At 64.2% G+C, this 19,071-nt stretch carries 17 protein-coding genes and 1 pseudogene; 10 read left to right on the top strand and 8 right to left on the bottom strand.

What is annotated here, in order from left to right:
* Positions 1 to 30 precede the first annotated feature (30 nt).
* From hpt to dacB, 3 genes are read right to left on the bottom strand one after another with little or no spacing between them, the layout of a single operon-like run.
* The gene (gene hpt, locus ACLI1P_RS11440) at positions 31 to 621 is read right to left on the bottom strand and encodes a hypoxanthine phosphoribosyltransferase (RefSeq protein WP_411708918.1); all 591 of its coding nucleotides are present in this window, start codon (positions 619 to 621) and stop codon (positions 31 to 33) included.
* The gene (tilS, locus tag ACLI1P_RS11445) at positions 605 to 1,567 is read right to left on the bottom strand and encodes a tRNA lysidine(34) synthetase TilS (RefSeq protein ID WP_411708919.1); all 963 of its coding nucleotides are present in this window, start codon (positions 1,565 to 1,567) and stop codon (positions 605 to 607) included. The genes hpt and tilS overlap by 17 nt, the downstream gene beginning before the upstream one ends.
* Entirely contained in the window at positions 1,557 to 2,843 is a 1,287-nt protein-coding gene (gene dacB, locus ACLI1P_RS11450) for a D-alanyl-D-alanine carboxypeptidase/D-alanyl-D-alanine-endopeptidase (RefSeq protein ID WP_411708920.1), read from the bottom strand. Before dacB ends, tilS begins: the two co-directional genes overlap by 11 nt.
* Before the next feature lie 69 nt (positions 2,844 to 2,912).
* On the opposite strand from dacB, the gene ACLI1P_RS11455 reads away from it, so the two are divergent.
* Positions 2,913 to 3,386 carry an inorganic diphosphatase gene (locus tag ACLI1P_RS11455; protein WP_200289009.1) on the top strand — a complete coding sequence of 158 codons (474 nt, stop codon included), beginning with the start codon at positions 2,913 to 2,915 and terminating at the stop codon, positions 3,384 to 3,386.
* Between the two features lie 406 nt (positions 3,387 to 3,792).
* On the top strand, positions 3,793 to 4,341 hold the full coding sequence (locus ACLI1P_RS11460; protein ID WP_411708921.1) for a DUF559 domain-containing protein: 549 nt from the start codon (positions 3,793 to 3,795) through the stop codon (positions 4,339 to 4,341).
* A gap of 15 nt (positions 4,342 to 4,356) precedes the next feature.
* Here the strand turns inward: ACLI1P_RS11460 and ACLI1P_RS11465 are convergent, their stop codons facing one another.
* The 3 genes from ACLI1P_RS11465 to ACLI1P_RS11475 are packed head-to-tail and all read right to left on the bottom strand — an operon-like array spanning position 4,357 to position 7,369.
* Complete coding sequence (locus ACLI1P_RS11465) at positions 4,357 to 5,289, bottom strand: S41 family peptidase (RefSeq protein WP_411708922.1); 933 nt, start codon at positions 5,287 to 5,289, stop codon at positions 4,357 to 4,359.
* Positions 5,286 to 6,686, bottom strand: coding sequence for an FtsX-like permease family protein (locus tag ACLI1P_RS11470; protein ID WP_411708923.1), 1,401 nt, complete (start codon positions 6,684 to 6,686; stop codon positions 5,286 to 5,288). Before ACLI1P_RS11470 ends, ACLI1P_RS11465 begins: the two co-directional genes overlap by 4 nt.
* Positions 6,683 to 7,369 carry an ABC transporter ATP-binding protein gene (locus tag ACLI1P_RS11475; protein ID WP_411708924.1) on the bottom strand — a complete coding sequence of 229 codons (687 nt, stop codon included), beginning with the start codon at positions 7,367 to 7,369 and terminating at the stop codon, positions 6,683 to 6,685. Before ACLI1P_RS11475 ends, ACLI1P_RS11470 begins: the two co-directional genes overlap by 4 nt.
* A 110-nt stretch (positions 7,370 to 7,479) precedes the next feature.
* On the opposite strand from ACLI1P_RS11475, the gene ACLI1P_RS11480 reads away from it, so the two are divergent.
* Complete coding sequence (locus ACLI1P_RS11480) at positions 7,480 to 8,172, top strand: sensor histidine kinase (RefSeq protein ID WP_411708925.1); 693 nt, start codon at positions 7,480 to 7,482, stop codon at positions 8,170 to 8,172.
* A gap of 3 nt (positions 8,173 to 8,175) precedes the next feature.
* The gene (locus ACLI1P_RS11485; protein ID WP_411708926.1) at positions 8,176 to 8,832 is read left to right on the top strand and encodes a LuxR C-terminal-related transcriptional regulator; all 657 of its coding nucleotides are present in this window, start codon (positions 8,176 to 8,178) and stop codon (positions 8,830 to 8,832) included.
* A 222-nt stretch (positions 8,833 to 9,054) separates the two neighbouring features.
* On the opposite strand, the gene ACLI1P_RS11490 is transcribed toward ACLI1P_RS11485, so the two are convergent.
* Entirely contained in the window at positions 9,055 to 9,882 is an 828-nt protein-coding gene (locus tag ACLI1P_RS11490) for a hypothetical protein (protein WP_411708927.1), read from the bottom strand.
* Between the two features lie 301 nt (positions 9,883 to 10,183).
* On the opposite strand from ACLI1P_RS11490, the gene ACLI1P_RS11495 reads away from it, so the two are divergent.
* From ACLI1P_RS11495 to ACLI1P_RS11520, 6 genes and pseudogenes are all read left to right on the top strand, one after another.
* Positions 10,184 to 12,199: a hypothetical protein gene (locus ACLI1P_RS11495; RefSeq protein WP_411708928.1), complete on the top strand. Its 2,016-nt coding sequence runs from the start codon at positions 10,184 to 10,186 to the stop codon at positions 12,197 to 12,199.
* A 27-nt stretch (positions 12,200 to 12,226) separates the two neighbouring features.
* On the top strand, positions 12,227 to 12,529 hold the full coding sequence (locus ACLI1P_RS11500; protein ID WP_411708929.1) for a rhodanese-like domain-containing protein: 303 nt from the start codon (positions 12,227 to 12,229) through the stop codon (positions 12,527 to 12,529).
* A gap of 69 nt (positions 12,530 to 12,598) precedes the next feature.
* The gene (locus ACLI1P_RS11505) at positions 12,599 to 12,928 is read left to right on the top strand and encodes a type II toxin-antitoxin system HicB family antitoxin (protein WP_408929634.1); all 330 of its coding nucleotides are present in this window, start codon (positions 12,599 to 12,601) and stop codon (positions 12,926 to 12,928) included.
* A 61-nt stretch (positions 12,929 to 12,989) separates the two neighbouring features.
* On the top strand, positions 12,990 to 13,484 hold the full coding sequence (locus ACLI1P_RS11510) for a MarR family winged helix-turn-helix transcriptional regulator (RefSeq protein WP_411708930.1): 495 nt from the start codon (positions 12,990 to 12,992) through the stop codon (positions 13,482 to 13,484).
* Positions 13,485 to 17,424: pseudogene (locus tag ACLI1P_RS11515) on the top strand (Pls/PosA family non-ribosomal peptide synthetase).
* A 386-nt stretch (positions 17,425 to 17,810) separates the two neighbouring features.
* Entirely contained in the window at positions 17,811 to 17,957 is a 147-nt protein-coding gene (locus ACLI1P_RS11520) for a hypothetical protein (protein ID WP_411708931.1), read from the top strand.
* A 109-nt stretch (positions 17,958 to 18,066) separates the two neighbouring features.
* On the opposite strand, the gene ppk2 is transcribed toward ACLI1P_RS11520, so the two are convergent.
* Positions 18,067 to 18,966 carry a polyphosphate kinase 2 gene (ppk2, locus tag ACLI1P_RS11525; RefSeq protein ID WP_296133092.1) on the bottom strand — a complete coding sequence of 300 codons (900 nt, stop codon included), beginning with the start codon at positions 18,964 to 18,966 and terminating at the stop codon, positions 18,067 to 18,069.
* Positions 18,967 to 19,071 lie beyond the last annotated feature (105 nt).

Consider the following 19,071-nt stretch of genomic DNA (forward strand, 5'->3'; position numbering starts at 1 on the left):
AACCAGAACGTCCTAAACTTATGCGCGAGCCTAAGCCTGAGAGCTGTAGACCGACGGGTGCAGAGTACCGACCCAGGGCAGGTCGCGGTAGCGCTCGGCAAAGTCCAAGCCGTAGCCCACGACGAACTCGTTGGGGATGTCAAAGCCGACGTCGAAAAGCTCCAGCTCCGCCTTGACCACCTCCGGCTTGCGCAGCAGGGTGACCACCTCCAGCGAGCGCGGCTGCCGGCCCTGCAGGTTGCGGATGAGCCAGGACAGGGTGAGGCCGGAGTCAATAATATCCTCCACAATCACCACGTCGCGCCCCTCAATGTCACGGTCCAGGTCCTTGAGGATGCGCACCACGCCGGACGAGGACGCGGAGTTGCCGTAGGAAGACACCGCCATGAACTCCAACTGGGAGGGGATGCTCAGCTTGCGGGCGAAATCAGTGAGGAAGAAAACCGCACCCTTGAGCACGCACACGAGGATGAGATCCTCCTCCGTGTCGCGGTACTTCTCAGAGATGCGATCCGCCATCTCCTGGATGCGCACCTGCAGATCTTCCTCCGTGACGAGGACGGCTTCGATGTCCTCGCCGTAGGGGTGTGCAGGGACGGCTTGATTATTCGTGTCGTGCACGCGCGTGCTCCTTTGTTGACCGAGGCAATAGTGACAGTGTGCCACCAACCCGTAAGACTTCCAACCTCCGGCCATCGCCATCGGTCCCCGGCACCGCCACGCCACCCTGGCCATGCCAATCCACACATAGGTTGTCCACGCCCTGCACTGCCTGGCGGGTGACCTCCACGCCCTTCTCCCGCAGCCAGGCGGCGATGGCGCGGCGGCGCTGCGGCTCGGGCAGCTGGGCCAGTTCTGCGCAGCTCGCGGTAGGTGGGGTGCGCAGGTAGGCGTGGTCCAGTGCGGCGTCGTGGGCGGCCTGGGCCAGGGCCGGGACGGGATCGCCGCCCACGATATCCGCCAGGCGTGGGAGGATGTCGCGGCGCAACGCCACGCGCCGGAAGGCCGAGTCCTGGTTCTGGGGATCGTGCCAGACCTCAAGTCCCAGCTCGGCGCAGGCGGCCACGGTCTGGGCGCGGCGCACGCTGAGCAGGGGGCGCAGCACGCGCACACCCTCCACCTCGGCGCGCTCAAGCATTCCGGTCACCCTCCCCCGCAGCGCGCCCAGCAGGAGTGTCTCGGCCTGGTCGTCGGCGGTATGGGCCACGGCCACCTCACCCCAGTCGGCGAAGGCGCGGTAGCGGGCGGCGCGGGCGGCGGCTTCCAGGGAGCCATGCTTGGCGACGTCCACCCGTACCACCTCCGCGGCAGCCCCCATCCCCCTCGCTTGCTCGGCAGCCCGGCGCGCCTGCGCGGCCGAGCCAGATTGGAGACCATGGTCAACGCACAGCGCGGTGACCTCGTGGCCTTCCGCCACGAGAGCGGCGGTCAGCGCCAGGGAATCCGCGCCACCGGAGAGCCCCACCGCGATCGGCCGGGGCGCATCCCCCACGACCGCGCGGGCAGCCACGCGGCAGGCTAGGAAGTTGGGGCTGCGCCGGGGCCAGAAGGGGGTTCTAGAAGTCATGGAGCGCGGCAGCGAGAGCGTCCTGGGCCTGGCGGGCGGAGTTGACGTCGCCGTCGTTGACCAGGAAGGCGAAGGCGAAAACGTTTCCGGACTGACCCTGCGCGGTGCCGGCCAGGGCCGAGGTGCCGGTCAGCGTGCCGGTCTTAGCGCGCACGAAGCCGCGGGCGGGCGAGCCGGTGTAGCGCTGGTAGAGGGTGCCCTCGCCGCCGGCCAGCGGGAGGTAGCCCATAAGCGGGCGCAGGTCCTCTTCGCTGGCTGCCTTATCCAGGATGTGAGCGAGCAGTCCGGCGGTGATGCGGTTGTCGCGCGAAAGGCCCGAATTGTCCTTAATGGTAATTCCGGCGGTGTCGAAGCCGTGGCCCTGAAGCACGTCGAGCGTGGCCTGTGCCGCGCCCTCGAAGCTGGCCTCCTGGTGTTGGCTAAGCGCCACCTCGCGGGCGATGGCCTCCGCCATGACGTTGTCCGAATCCTTCGCCGCCTCCTGGGCGCGGACGGCCAGCGGATCCGAGTCGGTGCTGGCGAGGCTCTCCGCGCCCGCGGGTGCGGTGGCCATGTCCGCCTTGTCCGTGCCCAGCCGCCCGGCCAGGGCCCGGGCCACGTTGAGTGCCGGCTCGTGGGAACGGGGCACATCCCCCGTCTTCTCCCCCAGGCGCCCGCCGTAGAGCATGGCCGGCTGGATGGGGGCAACGTAGCCGCCATCGATATTGTCGTCGTCCCAGCCCGGCGCCTGGTCGGGGCCGGACCACACGGACGTATCGATGGACACGCGCTTAACGTCTCCCGCCTTAGCCTTGATCTGCTCTGCCAGATCGTCCAAGCGCTCGTCGGTCAGCCAGACATCGCCTGCCGCCTTGATGACCACCTCGCCGTCCTTCTCCCCGCGGACCACCTGGGTGGTGATGGTCTCCTCCTCATCGAGGGCCAGGGTGGCCGCCGCCAGCGTGAGCACCTTGGTGGACGAAGCCGGGGTCAGCGGCTTGGCGGGCTCGCGCTCCCACACCACCTCGTGGGTGCGCGCATCAATAACCTGCCCGCCAAAAGTAGCCAGGGCCTTGTCCTTGCCCAGCTCATCCAGGCGCGCGGTGAGCGCTGCGGCGTCGTACTGCCCCGCCTGTGCCGGTTCCACCAGGGTCTCCGGCGCATCCTGCGCATAGGGCTCGCCGTGGTCCAAATGATCGTAGGTGCGCTGGATCTCTACCCCCAGCGCCGCCGTTGCCGCCACGACTCCGGCCGTGACCACGGCCGCGACACTCCACCACACTTGCTTCGCTTTCATCGCCCTTTACCCTAGCGCGGTAGACTGAGCGGAGCACGTAGCAACCTATAAGTTATGGAGGAATCAGCCGTGAGCGTTGAAGTAACCATCGAGATCCCCAAGGGCTCCCGCAACAAGTACGAGGTCGACCACGAGTCCGGCAAGGTCTACCTGGACCGCTACCTGTTCACCCCGATGGCCTACCCGGCTGACTACGGCTTCATCGACCACACCCTGGGTGAGGACGGCGACCCGCTCGACGCACTGGTTATCCTCCCGGAGCCGGTCTTCCCGGGCGTTGTGGTTGAGGCTCGCATCGTCGGCGTGTTCAAGATGACCGATGAGGCCGGCGGCGACGACAAGCTCCTCGCTGTTATTGATGACCCGCGCTGGGAGCGCTACCAGGACATCAACGATGTGGAGCAGCACATCAAGGACGAGATCGAGCACTTCTTCGTCCACTACAAGGACCTGGAGCCGAACAAGGAAGTCTCCGGTTCCGGTTGGGGCGATAAGGCTGAGGCAGAGAAGATCCTCGAAGAGGCTAAGGCTCGCTTCAAGTAAGCCTTCGTGCTTCCGCGTGCCAGCGGAACCACTGTCAGGTACGTTTTGGTAAATAAGGGCTGAAAACCGGCCGGTTTTTCGCCACTATTTGCGAAAACGTACCTTTTTCGTTCCGGGGGGAACATTGATTGAGATTTATCGGGGGCGCGATGTCTCTCGCGAGGCTCGGCGCAAAGGCGCCATCAAGATTGCCAATGGCTTTTATCTTTCGCAGGAGCCCACACCGCTTCAGTTAGCGCAAATCATGTCACGTGAATGGCCTGACTTAGCGCTTGATGGATACTCCGCCGCGCGCCGGTACTTAGAACAGCCCCTTCAATTCCCGCTCGAGTTCATTCGCGGCTCCACTCTCCCATCAAGCACGTATTTCCGCAGCCGGCGGGCACGCCCGAAAGCGCTGGGCAGCATGGACGGGGTGAATGTGTGCAGTCCGCTGCAGATCATTGAGACCATGGCCCACGGGGATGCGGTGGCCTTCATCGAGGCCTTCTTTGCTGGAGTGCATGGGCCTTCGCGCATCGAGGCCGAGCAGTTGGACTTTCGCCGCCTTTCGAAGCACACACGTGAGGTGCTGGAGAAGGCCATCGTGGGAGCGGATAGTAAGCCGGAGCGCGACCTGACGCGCGGACTTGAGCCGCACGTTAAGGTGCGCAACAACCTAAAGATTGGGCCCTACCGCTGGGACTTGGTGCTCGAGGAGTGCAAGGTGGCCATCGAGGTGGACGGCTACGCCTATCACAATGGCGAGAACCGGCAGCGCTTCGAGATTGACCGCCAGAAGCTTAACGACGCCGTCCAGCGCGGCTACCAGCCCCTCCATTTCACTGCCGCCACGATTGAGCACCATCTCGACGTGGCTGTTCACCAGGTCCTCGCGGTGGTGCGCGGACGAGGCGAGTTTGTGGAACCGCCGTGGAGGTGGCACCACTACTGGCGGTGGGAGCGTTGCGGCTAGACAGCCGCAACGTGCTTAGGAGCCGCAGTGGGTGGCAAGCCAGCCCTCGAGCTCGGATTCCGGCGCGTCAGGAGCGATGGGGTCCTCAGCGAACTCCTCGCCCGTGCGCGCCTTGTCCTTGGCGGTGGTGAGCATGAGCGAGCGGCCGTCCGGGTAGTCCAAGACCACGTTGGCGGAGGCGTAGCCGGCGGTTGGCTCACCGAAGGTGCGCACGTTGTCCAGGCCGCGGAAAGCCAGGAGGGTGGCTTCGGCGGAGGAGGCGGTGTCGGCGTCGGTAAGCACGGCAACGGGGACCGAAAGTTTCCCGCCCTTTGTCGTGGTGGGGGTGCCGCCGCCGGTGACGGAGTTGCCGTCGATGGTGACGTCAGTAGTGCCCATGCGGCTAACGAAGGAGAGCGCGGTGCCGTCCGGCAGCAGCGGGCTGAGCCCCGCGTACATGGGCCCCATGTCACCGCCGCCGTTGCCGCGCAGGTCCACCACGGCAGCGCACGCCTCCGGGTGGGCAGTCAGGCCTTGAGCCAAGGTATCGGCATAGGCCTGGCCGTCATTATGGCGGCCAATCGACGGCACGGTGGCGCGCAGGACGCCGTCGTCAAAGTCGACGGAGGGATCGGTGCCCTCGATGGCCTTTTCTTTTTCGGTGCTAAAGACGTTGGAGTGCTTGCCGCCGGCGGCGTCGATGGCGGCATCGAGGAGCCCCGCGTTGGTCGGATCCTCCTCAAAGGCCTCACGGGCGCGCTGGAATTTATCGCTGTCGCCGTAGATGCCGGTAAGCGCCGCGGTATCCACCATCGCGGTGTTGATGCGCTTTTCGCTGGCGTTGAAGAGGAATACGGGTTTGCCCGCAAACGCCCCGCCATAGGAGGGGCCGAAGAAGTACACGGCCGCGACCACGGCGATGAGAGCAACGACGAACAGGCCACCGAAGATTTTCAGTACCGTTTTCATTCTTTTCGCCGTCCCGTGCGCAACACGTAACCGCGGAGAGGCTCCACAATCACGATGGCAAGGAGCGTAACCAGCCAGCCCACTGCCAAGAAGCCGAAGGCCATGAGCAGGCGGGCGAGTACATTGACGTCGCTTGACTCGACGCTGGAGAAGAACATCAGCGAGGCAATCCCGCCGCCAAAGAGGAAGCCGAAGAAACTCAATCCCACGACGGGCCCCATGACCGCAAGCGCGCCGGACCGGAACTGGAAGCCGCGCGGCACGCCCATCAAATCCAGGGAACGGATGAGCTCCTTGTCCTCGAAGATGCCGGACACCTGGCCCAGGATGATGGACATGGTGGTCAGCGTGAAGCCGAAGACGAGGGTTAATACAACGCCGGTGGAGATGTCCTTGAACACCACGTTCATCCCGGGGTCTTCCTTGAGCACCAGAGCCAAGGCATCGGAGCCCAACGGCGCGGCGACGAGGAAGCCGGCCAGGTAGCCGAAGAAGCCGATGGCAGCACTCCGCCGCCAGGCGGGGCGCGCATTACCTGCCACTCGCTGGCAGGCCACGAAGTGCGCGGTGCCCGGGAAGAGGGACAAGATGTGCGCGCCAAGCTGCAGGATGAAAGGCGCGATGAGGTTGATGCTCATCAGCATGCCGAACATGACCACGATGACCATGGCGGTCGGCGGGCCCGCCTTGCCGGAGAGGAAAACCCCACCGGCCGCCACGATGATGACAAAGACGATGGCGCGCCACCAGCGGTAAGCCGCGGGCATCTGACGCTTGGCCACGCCCAGCGGGCTCACGCGCACGCGCTGCATGCCGACGAGTGCGGCGCCGATGGCCAGCAGGAAAAGCACACCCGCCACGGCGAGGTAGCCCCACCACGGGAGGAGAAGCTCGGACAGAGCGATGGGGCGCATCTGGAAATCCAGCTGGGTGAAGACCGGCGCGACGAGCAGGCTGATCAGCCCACCGAGCACGATGCCGATCACCGCCTGGAGGCCGGTCTCCACAATGGCCATGCGCTCCACCTGCCGGGAGCTCAGCCCCAACAGGCGCAGGGTGGCTAGGCGGTGCTCCCTGCCGGACGCACCCAGGACGGCTGCTTGGGCTGTGAGGTTAAACAGCGCCGGAAGAATGAACGCGCAGGCAAAGAGGGCCAGGGCGAACCAGGGATAAAGGAAGCCCTCCATCTCGTTGCCAAAGGTCTCCTTGAGAGCCGGCGCGGCGTCCTCGACGTGCTGGGCGCGCTGCCAGAACATCCAGGTACCACCCGCAACGAGGAAGGCGATGGCGGAGCCAATGGTCAAGCTCACAATCGCCAGCATCGAGACGATTCCCGTGCCCGAGCGCGCGCGAATGGATTCGCGCTGCAGGTCATAGACCAAGGTGGCGGTGTTCATCGAATCACCCCAAGGCGGCGGTCGTCGTGGATGATGCCATCGCGAATCTCCACGCGGCGCTGCATCCAGTCGGCCACCTTCGGGTCGTGCGTGACCATGACCAGGCTGGCACCCGACTGGCGCACGATGGTGGTGAGCATCTGCATGACCTCGTGTCCGGTGGACTGATCCAGCGCACCAGTCGGCTCGTCGGCGAAGACAACGCCCGGGTTCGCCACCAGCGCACGCGCGATGGTCACGCGCTGGGCCTGGCCACCGGAGACCTGCGCCGGGCGGCGGTCCGCCAGACCACCCAGGCCCAGCTGATCAAGAAGCTCCATCGCACGCTTGCGGGCCGCACCGCGCCCCATACCGTTGAGCATGGCCGGCAGCGCCACGTTGTCCACGTTGCTGAGCTCCGGCAGGAGCTGGCCGTCCTGGAAGACGAAGCCGAAGTTGCGCAGGCGGGTGCGGGAGCGGGGGGCGTCGGAAAGCGCGGAGAGCTCCTCGTCCCCGTAGCGCACGCTACCGTGCGTGGGGGTGAGCACGCCGGACATGCAGTGCAACAGCGTGGACTTGCCGGAGCCAGAGGGCCCCATAACCGCCACGAGCTCGCCCGGTTCAATGTCGAGGGAGATTCCGGCGAGCACCGGGCCGCCGCCGAAGTCCTTGGTGATGTCTGTCAGGGAAAGTGTCTGTGCCATGTCTCTCATTCCACCGTGCCGGGCCCGCGGAAAGAACAGCCCTAGCGTTGCTCTTTAAGGTAGTGCCAGCACTACCCCTGTAGTTCGGGGCGCCCGTTATGCTGTGAATCGTGTTCCGTAAAAAGCCCCAACCCACCACGCACGAGCAGCAGCAGGCGCAGCAAATTGCGCAGCTCACGGCCTCGCGGCGCGCAATCGCGGACGCCTACGAGGTGGAGCGCGCCCGCATCGAGCGCGACCTGCACGACGGCGCGCAGCAATACCTCGTGGCCGCGAGCATGAAGTTGGGGGAGGCCCTTCTCGACGCCCCCGCTCCCCTCACCGAGCTCCTCACCGCCGCCAAGCAGGACGTGGACCGCGGCCTGAATTCCCTGCGCGCCACGGTGCACGGTATCCACCCACAGGTGCTGCAGGATCACGGCCTGGTCGCCGCGCTTGCCGACGCCGCCTCCTCCCACGGCCCCCACGTCAGCGTCTTCGCCCCGCATCCTTTGCCTGAGCTCTCCGCCTCCGTGCTGGCCTGCGGCTACTTCTTCGGTGCGGAGGCGTTGACCAACGCTGCCAAGCACGCGCCGGGCGCGCCGGTATCTGTTTTAGTGACCGCGGATGCCTCCTTGAAGATTGCGGTGGTGGATGAGGGCCCCGGCGGCGCGCAGGTCGTCCCCGGGCACGGCCTGGCGGGGATGGCCGAGCGCCTCGCTGCCTTCGGCGGAGAAATGACCTTGTCCTCGCCGCCCGGCGGGCCGACCCGGGTGGCCGGGTCCATTCCCCTTCTTCTCGATCGCGGACAGCCAGGAGTGTAGAAAATGAGCTTAAGGATTGTAGTAGCGGATGACTCCGCCATTCTGCGCGAGGGCCTGGCCGGCCTGTTGGAGCGCCGCGGGTATTCGATAGTGGGCCAGGCGGATTCCGCCCCGGCGCTTGAGGCCGTGGTGGATAAGCTGCGCGATGAGCTTCCGGACATCGTCATCACGGACGTGCGCATGCCGCCGGGCATGGGCGATGACGGCTTGAAAGCCGCCGTGAACTTGAGAAATGCATACCCGGGCTTACCCGTCATGGTGCTCTCCCAGTACGTGGCCCCGGCCTACGCGGTGGAGCTCTTCGACTCCCCTGAGGCCGGCACCGGCTACCTTCTCAAAGACCGCGTCTCCGAGGTACGCGACTTCCTGGCCAGCCTGGACGTGGTGGCCCAGGGCGGTACTGTCATCGACCCCACCGTGGCGCAAGCTTTAATGAGCTCCGGGCGCAGCGGCCTGGGCGAGCTCACCCCGCGCGAGCGCGAGGTTCTCGAATTAATGTCGCGCGGCAAGTCCAACAAGGACATCGCCGCCGAGCTCGTTTTATCCGCCGCCGCGGTGGCCAAGCACGTCTCCAATATCTTCACCAAGCTGCGGCTGGACCCCAGCGAGGACAACCGCCGCGTCAAGGCGATTCTGGAGTACCTCTCCGCGCACCGCTAAAACGCGCTCACCGGCCTGCGCGGGGCCAGCGCCGTGTGCGTCACTTTGGCTTCATGCTTCCCAGAAGAACCGCCGCGGGCCGCCCGCACGACGCTCACGAACCGACGAGCCACGTGCCACGGCCAGTTCCGCGGCTTGCGCCTGCGTGTTCTTCGCCACGACTCGTTCTTCAACACGACACATCACGCGGTCCTTCGCATCCAAATTCTGAGCAGTCGTGGCCTAACTTTCTGGCCGGTTCGTGCTCTGATTCAGCAGAATGCGGGTGCGAACCTTCACAAGGTTGAGATTCCACAGTCGGGCCTCATCGACCATAGCGAATTCGGTGGTGTCCTCATCCGAGATGTCGACTTCGATGGTTACGGCATTGTCTGCGGAAGAAATGATGGTGTAGTTAAGCCCTTCAAGCCTGTCAATTAAAGTGGTGACCGCTTCGCTTGTCGGGGAGGCCATACCTGAAGGCGCAGTAGCAATATCAACGAGCTTCTTTTCATCGGGTGCTTCATCACCACTGTCAATGAAGCAATATTGCTGAATCGGCGATCCACCCTCTGCAGGGGCAATGAAATGATCTTCCGCTGAACCAACTTTCGTAACCGTAAGCGTCCCAGTGACGTCCTCAAAAGCTAGCTGCTCGCGTGGACTGCGGTTGTTGCAGGCAAAGTGGATGGTGTCGCCGTCCCTCTTGGTAATAACAATCCCAGCATCGCCGGTCATGTATTCATAGGCAGGTTCTACATCTCCCCACGGACTGTGGAGGTATTCGTTGAAAACGTTGAGTCTGCCCGATTCTTGTCCGGTTCGAAGGAGAAAGCTTGCGCTATTGCTAACGCCGTCGGTGAGACGAATGCTGTTTTCTGTCTCGTTATCAAAGAGTACGAACTCAGCGTCTAAAGCCTTAATCCTCATCGCGCTGGGAGCTGTTCCTTGACGAACTGCAAATTCGAGGCTCAGGTTATATTCGCTGTGTGGCTCGAGGTCCATACCGATAAGGCTTTTGATGGTGATGCCGTCGATTTCAAGCGTGCCTTGTCGAAGCTCTGTCCGCATGCATGTAAGACTTTGCATTAAAAAATTTTGCCTTTCAATTCAGATGAGTATTGAAAAAGTGGTGGAAAACCCGCTTTCGCTATGAAGAGAAAGCCGAAACACCGGATTCCTATGCCGCCCAAAGTACATGCCCAAAATCTCATACGTTCGGCGCATTGGCTTGGGCGACATCCATCCTTCACGGGTTCCGTTGATTGTCCTGTTCCAGCGCACTCCCAGCAGCCGCTCAGGCAGATGTGATCCAGATCGCCTACGATCGCTTTCAGCCTCAGCACAACAACCCCGGAAGGACCCCACCACTATGGAGCTGCAGCTCAACTTCGTGCACGTCGACGCCGACATGATCTCGGATCATGATTTCCTGTTGAACTCACTTCAGAGCCAGGGGCTGGATGCTTTTCGGACCTTCGACCCGAAGATGGAGGAGGTTGCGGCGGCACTGACGGAAATCTTCGGTCAGGAATTCCCGGCGCATTCGGCCATTACGGTAACGGTGGAATCGGGCAACCTGGAGCTGCAGGACCAGCTCACCAAGTTGGCTTACCTGCACGGCCTCGTTGTCTTCCTCGGGACCACGGACATCCTGGTCAACGCGACGGGCATCGACATCAGTAGCGACGGGCTCGCATCGATGACCAACTCCATGGGCACGGTGTGGCGGCAGGTCAGCAGGGAAACGGTGGACCGCGCGTTCGAGGATGCGCTTCGCCTTCCCGTCGGCGAGCAGACCTGGGTGCAGGTCATCAACCACGGCTCGGACTCCTACGGCTACGGGGTGGACATGTCCATGCGCCTGCTAGCAAACGGGCGCTGTGAGATGGTGTGGACCAGCCTTCCCGCCGCGGATGCTGCCCCGGTATTCCGCAGTCTTACTGTCAGCACCTACGAGGAGGCCCGGGAACTCCTCCTATCTTTCAGTGACCACAACCCGCTGATTGCGGAGCTCGACTGGGCGCCTCTGGCCCAGCGCCCGCAGAAGAACTTCCTTGACGCCGGGTTCCGTCACGAGCTTCCGTGGCGCCGGCTGGACGCGGTGAAGGAGCTTCCTGCGGGCGTGATGGTCCACCTGCATGCCTGGCCCACGATGTCGCTGGCGTACGGTCGGAATGCACAGGGACAGTGGGCGGCAAAGGCCTACGATCACCTGGGCACCGAGAACGTACAAACGTTTGACATCGCAGACGAGGCCATCGCGGTAGCGGAACACTATCTAGGCGGGAACGGAGAGACCTTTTTCGAGATTTTCCCCGCCTCGTCGGTCTCCGATCCGGCACCGTACACCACGGTCACTGCCATGGAGCTGCCTGAGCGCGAAGAGCAGTGGACTGAAGCATCGCTCTGCATGATGCACCGCATCCGCGCTGACCACAATGACGAGCCCAGCCCCCGGATGCAGCAGTTTATTTCTGCGGTAAACGCCAAGCTGGGAAGTGAAATCCTGCTCGCCGAGGAACACGTCGAGCCCCATGCCCTCACCCGGTTGCTGATCCCCGCTGAGGTCACTGCGGTCACCCTAGAGCGGCTTACCCACGTGGCCTCGAACTACGGCGTCTCCCTGGTGGTGGATGAGACCATGGCGCTGTACAACCCATCGGGGCGGGCATTGCCTAATGCAGAGAAGTGCACGTTGACGCTGCTATCCGGGAATCGCTACGTCAATAGTTGGGAGGCCACTACGCCGGCGGCCGTAACGGAAGCGGCGCTGCGTCTGTTCCCGGGCTGGAAGCTTAAGGTCATGTCCGGGCGGAATGTGGACTTTCAGGAGCGCTACGCTCTCGAAGTGCAGCAGCAGGATGGGGGATTTGAAGTAAACCTGGCCGCCCCCGACGGCGGCTTATACGCAATTCCCGATATCCCTCTCCCCTACGCGTTAGAGATGATTGTTGAGTTCACCTACGGTCCGGCGCAGATGGTTGACAAGGTCAATTGGGAGCGCAGCCACTCGCCCGCAGATGTGAGCGAAGATGAGCGCTTCGTGCTCAGCGGCACTCTAACTGGCCGAAACCCGTACTTCTTTGACGACAGGCTTCTTAACGCCGTCCGGGGCGAGGGCCTCTCGGAGGTCGGCACCTGGGCAGTGGTCCATGACCGGCTGGTCCCGGGCGATTACTGCCAGGTCGACCGTGTGGAGCCCGCAGAGAGCGGTGCGGCGCGCTACCTCGTGGAGTGGGGCCACAACAACGGTGAGGAGGAAAACTTCCAGATGCTCCTTGAGGACATCGACCAAGCCCTGTCCCTCCTTCATTGGTTTGCACAGGGAAACCGCGCAGAGTTTGAAGCCCTTCCCTGGACGCGGCGAGTGGAGGAACAGCACTAGTCCCGGCGCGTGACTAGGGTATGGGGCATGAGAAACGTAACGCCCCAGGAAGTACCAGAGAACGCCCAGCTTATCGACGTCCGCGAGGACCACGAGTGGAACACCGAGCACGCCCAGGGCGCCACGCACATCCCGATGGGAGACCTCGTCGAGCGCCTCGACGAGATTGACTCGGACCAAGACATCTACGTCATCTGCCACCTAGGCGGACGCAGCATGCAGGTGTGCCAGTACCTGGAGCACACCAAGGGCTGGGACGTCATCAACGTCGACGGCGGCACGGATGCGTGGAAGGCCCTGGGCGGCCCCATGGTTTACCCCAACCAGTAGTGGTACTATTTTCGGTACCATTCAAGTGTGGTATCCAAGATACAAAAGATCCTCACAAATAGGCACTTCATGAACCTCGCAGACAAATACACCTACCAAACCGCTTGGTCCGAAGAAGACGGAGAATTCGTTGCCACCGTTCTAGAGTTCCCCTCCCTGTCATGGCTCGACGCGTCCGCAGCCACCGCAGAATCTGAGTTGCGCAGTGTCGTCGAGGAAGCGCTAGAAGATATGCAGCGCAACAATGAGCAAGCCCCAGAGCCGTTTGGCCAGCGCAGCTTTTCGGGGAAGTTCAACCTTCGCATCCCACAATCGCTCCATCGAAACCTCACCATCGAAGCCGAACGAGAGGGCGTGTCCCTCAATACTCTCATCGTCCAGAAGTTAGCCTCAGCATGAAACTAGTGGGATTCCACCCATGATTTAGAATTTCGACGGTAGGCGGGATAAAATCATCGGCATGTCTTCATCAAATTCTGTTACTATCCCGACCGCCCTGCTGGAATCCCCGTCCTTCCAGCTGGAGCGCCTCCGCCGCCGCACCCGCGACGGCGTGGAGGCCGCCCTGCAGACCAAGCAGACCACCCTGCGCGAGTACTGGGTGCTCACGTGCCTCGTGGAAGAGGCCGCGTCGTCCCAGTCCGCGTTGTCGGAGACGCTGGCCATCGACGCCTCCGATATGGTGCGCCTGCTCGATTCGCTGGAGTCCCGCAACTGGGTCAAGCGCGAGCGCGACGCCAAGGACCGCCGCCGCCAGATCATCGCCGCCACCAAGAAGGGCGTAAAGGCCCACAAGGAGCTGGCGGAGCTCGTCGCCGCTGCCGAGGACGAGGCCCTGGATGAGTCCACCAACAAGCAGCTCAAGCACCTGCGCAAGCTGGCCAAGGCCATCATCGCCGCCGACGCCGCGCACGATAACAACGATGGCGCTGCCGCGACTGGGGACGATGCGTAAATGACAGAGCCCGATACACACGCAGCGACGAACCCCATACCGCCGCAGTACCTCCTCGGCTCCGAGGCCGCGCCGGAGCGCACCTTGTGGGACATCGTGCGCACCACGGCGGAGCACTATCCGGACGCGGCAGCGCTCGATGACGGCGAGATCCTGACCTACGCCGAGCTGCTTGCCGACGTCTCCGCGTGGGCCTCCGAGCTCCACGCCAACGGTGTGCGCCGCGGCGACCGCATCGGCATCCGCATGACCTCGGGCAAGCGGGAGCTCTACCTGGCTATCTTGGCCACGCTTGCCGCCGGCGCCGCCTACGTGCCCGTCGACGCCGACGACCCGGACGAGCGCGCCGAGATGGTCTTTGGTGAGGCCGACATCGACGGTGCATTCACCGACGACGGTTTCCGCATGGTGCGGGAAGGCGGGCCGCGCATGGCGCGCCCCACGTTCGACGAAAAGGACGATCGAGACGGCGCACTTTTCGAGGAACCGCGGCCCGAAGACACCGCGTGGATCATCTTCACCTCCGGCTCGACGGGCAAGCCCAAGGGCGTGGCGGTCAGCCACCGCTCCGCGGCCGCCTTCGTCGACGCTGAGGCCGCCCTCTTCCTGGCCGATAGCCCCCACGGCCCCCTCGGTCCCGACGACCGTGTGCTGGCCGGCTTGTCCGTGGCCTTTGACGCCTCGTGTGAGGAGATGTGGCTGGCCTGGGGCCACGGCGCCTGCCTGGTCCCGGCGCCGCGTTCGCTCGTGCGCTCCGGCATGGACTTGGGCCCCTGGCTCATCCGCCGCGACATCACGGTGGTCTCCACCGTGCCGACCTTGGCCGGACTATGGCCCGCCGAGGCCTTGGACAACATCCGACTCCTCATCGTCGGCGGCGAGGCCTGCTCCCAGGAGCTGGTGGACCGCCTGGCCACCGAGGACCGCGAGATGTGGAATACCTACGGCCCCACTGAGGCCACCGTCGTGGCCTGCGCGCAGCGCATGCTGCCGGGCCAGCCGGTATCGATTGGTCTGCCGCTCAATGGGTGGGACCTGGTGGTCGTCGGCAAGCATGGCGTCCCCGTTGCCCTCGGTGAGGTGGGCGAACTCGTCATCGGTGGCGTGGGCCTGGCCTCCTACCTGGACCCGGTCAAGGACGCGGAGAAGTACGCGCCGCTGGAGTCCCTGGGCTGGGAGCGCGCCTACCGCACCGGCGACCACGTGCGCCTGGAAGAGGACGGTCTGTACTTTGTCGGCCGCGTCGATGACCAGGTCAAGATTGGTGGCCGCCGCATCGAGCTCGGTGAGGTCGAGGCCAACGTGGCGGCCCTTCCCAACGTGTACAACTCCGCCGTGGCCGTGCAGAAGACGCCGGGCGGCGAGTCCGTGCTCGTGGGCTACGTCTCCCTAGAGGACCCGGACCTGGGGTTTGACCACGAGGCCGCGCATGAGCGCCTGGCGGACACCATGCCCGCTGCCCTGGTGCCGCGCATCTGCGTCATGGAGGAGCTGCCCGTGCGCACCTCCGGCAAGGTGGATAAGAAGGCCCTGCCGTGGCCGCTGCCCGGCGTGGGCGTGGAGGCCTCCGGTCTCAACGACACCGAGCAGTGGCTGGCGGAGCTGTGGGTGGATACCCTCGGCGTGTCTGTTGACGACGTCAATGCTGACTTCTTCTCCCTCGGCGGCACCTCGCTGGCCGCCGCCACGCTGGTGGGCCGCATCCGCGAGCGCTTCCCCACCGTGGCCGTGCGCGATCTCTATGACCACCCGCGCCTGGGTTCGCTGGCAGAACAGCTCGCCGGGACTGAGTCCGTCGAGGACGCCGGGCCTGTCCGCGAGGTCAAGCCCGTGGGCGCAGGCACGCGCATCGCGCAAACACTCATTCAGATCCCGGTGATGACCATGGCCGCCACCAGCTGGTTGGCCTGGCTGCTGCTGGGCTCCAACGTGGCCAACGCTCTGGGCCTGGAGTGGGCCATGACCACGCCATGGTGGCTGGTGGCCGTACTACTCGTGGTCTTCGTGACTCCGGTCGGGCGCATCCCGCTGGGCGGTTACGGCGCGCGGCTTATCACCGCCGGCATCACGCCCGGCGAGTACCCGCGCGGTGGCGCTACCCACCTGCGTGTGTGGGCGGCGGAGCGCTGGGCCAACGCCACCGGTGCGAGCTCCCTGGCCGGTGCTACCCGCGTCAACAACTACGCCCGCGCCCTGGGCGTGAAGATTGGCCGCGGCGTGGACCTGCACTCGCTGCCGCCGGTGACCGGCCTGCTCAAGCTGGGCAAGCACGCTGCCATCGAGCCGGAGGTCGACTTGTGCGGCTACTGGCTGGACGGCGACGTCTTCCACGTCGGCGCTATCGAGGTCAAGGAAGGCGCGCGCGTGGGTGCGCGCTCGACGCTGCTGCCGGGCACCGTCGTGGGCAAGTACGCCCACGTGAGAGGCCGGCTCCACCGTGACCGCGCGCAAGAAGATCAAGGACGGGCAGCGCTGGTCCGGCTCGCCGGCGATGAAGGTGGGCCGCTCCAAGCACCGCTTCCCGTCCCACGCCCCGAAGCGCCGCCCGCTGTGGGTGCCGGTGTACGACGCCACCGCGGTGCTGCTCGCGCTCCAGCCCATCGTGGCGCTGGGCGTTGGCGCCGCCGCGGTGATGGCGCTGGTGCAGCTTACCGACGGCGCCCCGGCCGTCGGCGCCATCTTCTTCGCCCCGGTGGGCGCGCTGGTGGCGTTTGCCACCTACATGCTGCAGACCTGGTTGGGTGTGCGCGTACTATCGCTGGGGCTCAAGCCCGGCATCACCGCGGTGCGTTCCTTCGCGGGCTGGCGCCTGTGGGCCATCGAGCGCCTCATGGATGAGGCTCGCACGAAGCTCTTCCCGCTCTACGCCTCCCAGCTCACCCCGACGTGGCTGCGCTCCCTGGGCGCGACGATTGGCAAGGACGTGGAGATTTCCACCGCCGTCATGGTGCCGAAGTTCACCGAGGTCAAGGACGGCGCGTTCCTGGCGGACGACACCATGATTGGCGGCTACGAGCTCGGCGGCGGCTGGATGCTCGCCGGCGAGTCCAAGGTGGGCAAGCGCTCCTTCGTGGGCAACTCGGGTATTACCGGCCCGGGCCGCAAGTTGTCGAAGAACTCACTGGTGGCCGTGCTCTCCTCGACGCCGAAGAAGACCAAGGCCGGCGCGAACTGGTGGGGTTCCCCGCCAGAACGTATGCGCCGCGTGGAGGCGCACGTGGATGGCGTGCAGGGCGAGTCCCTCACCTACTCCCCCGGCTTCGGTGTCAAGGCCGCCCGCGGTCTCATCGAGACGATGCGCCTCTTGGCCCCCATGGCCTCGGCCATGCTGCTGGCTGGCACCCTGGTGGCGCTCTACGCCCTCGCGAACACCCTGGGCGTTGCGCTGACCTGGCTGCTCGGCGGACTAGTCCTCATGGCCGCCGGCGCCATCTCCATCGCCGTCACTGTGGCGGTAAAGTGGATCTGCGTGGGCAAGCACACCCCGGGTGACCACCCGCTGTGGTCGGCCTTTGTCTGGCTCAACGAACTGCAGGATACCTTCGTGGAGGTCCTCGCCGCGCCGTGGTTCTTCAACCACACCGCCGGCATGGGCGAAATCAACCAGGGCCTGCGCGCGCTCGGCGTGCGGATCGGCCGGGGCGCGTGGATTGACTCCTACTGGTTCCCGGAGACCGACCTCTGCGCCGTGGGCGCGGGTGCCTCCGTCGGCCCCGGCACCGTGGTGCAGACCCACCTGTTCCAGGACCGCGTCATGAGCCTGGACACCGTGACCATTGAGGCCAGCTCCACGCTGGGTTCACACTCGGTGGCGCTGCCGGCCTCCCGCATCGGCGCCGCCGCCACCGTCGGCCCGGGTTCCCTGGTCATGCGCGGCGACCAGGTGCCCCGCAACTCCGTGTGGCAGGGCAACCCCATCGAGCCCTGGAAACGCTCATAGAACTTTCCGGCTAAGCCCCGGTAGCCCCCGCTTGTCGATGTGTGCACCCCATACATCGTTGAGCGGGGGTTTCTGTTTCGCCAGCATCGTGTAACCGCGAAAGAAGCCCAGCGCACCTACCACCTGGGTGCTATTCTGAGGACGAAACTGGAACATTGACAAACCGTTCGCGGTGATACGAGGCTTTCGGTTTCATGCTGTCCCTCTAACGAACAAGGAGTTTACAAACAATGATCAGCACGATCCTCTCCTCCTACGGTCTCTACAACGTTCTCACCCGTCTGGGTCAGATGGCAGAGATCCCGGCCATCGAGAACTTCGTCCAGTCCTTCCACGTCTAGAATTCCCCCGCGTTCCAATCTAACTCTTTCAAGGAGACATTTATTATGGGCACCGTAGCAACCATCATCACCTCCATCATCGGTTCCTTAAGCGGAGCCGTTACCCTTGGGCTTTCTTCCTTTGGTCTGTACGACCTCCTGCTGGAAACCGGCCACATCGCGCCGATCGCTCAGATTGAGGCCCTCTTCTAAAACTGGCCAACGCCAAATGCCCTAGCCCCACAGTGGGGCTAGGGCATTGCTCGTATTCGGGGACAGGGCCAGGGGTTATGAGTTAGGCCCTTCCCGCAAAACGTAGGTCCTAATCGTCGATCTGGTCGCGACCGCGCTTGACAATCTTGTCATCCACCTGGCCCACCAGCTCGTGGTCCTTGCCCGTGTACTCGAACTTGGAGAGCACGTAGCGCATGGCGTTGATGCGGGCACGCTTCTTGTCGTTGGACTTAATGGTGATCCACGGCGACTCATCCGTATCGGTGTAGCGGAACTGCTCTTCCTTGGCGCGGGTGTAATCGTCCCACTTGCCCAGGGAGGCCAGGTCCATCGGGGACAGCTTCCACTGGCGCACCGGGTCAATCTGGCGGATAGCGAAGCGAGTGCGCTGCTCCTTGCGGGTCACGGAGAACCACAGCTTGGTCAGCGAAATACCGGAGCCCAAGAGCATGTTCTCCAGCATTGGCACCTCACGGAGGAACTCTGCGTGCTGCGACTCGGTGCAGAAGCCCATGACGCGCTCGACGCCAGAGCGGTTGTACCAAGAGCGATCGAAGAAGACGATCTCGCCGCCGGACGGGAAGTGCTCGATGTAGCGCTGGAAGTACCACGAGGTGGACTCACGCGGGGACGGCTTCTCCAAGGCGACGGTACGGGCACCGCGCGGGTTCAGGTGCTCGTTGAAGCGCTTGATGGTACCGCCCTTACCGGCGGCGTCACGGCCCTCAAAGATAATGATGTGGCGCTGGCCGGTTTCCTTGGTCCAGTTCTGCCACTTCAGCAGCTCGATCTGCAGGGCGCGCTTCAGAGGGTCGTACTCCTCACGCGTCATGCGCTCCTCGTACGGGTACTTCTCACGCCACGTCTCCACGGGCGAGCCGTCCGGCATGATTAGCGCCGGGTCGTCTTCATCAGTGTCATCAACGACGTAGCCGTCGGTCTGTGCAAGGTCGATCTCGGGGAGTTCGTCGTCTTTAATATCAGCCATGCCGCTAATTCTAACTGTGAACCACAGATCTGGCGCGCTAAATATTTCCGGTGGATCCCAATTCACCCCCACTTTCGGAGCCGTGGCAGACTACGGCGGAATTTA

This window comes from Corynebacterium tardum (genome assembly GCF_046717785.1).
GTDB lineage: Bacteria > Actinomycetota > Actinomycetes > Mycobacteriales > Mycobacteriaceae > Corynebacterium.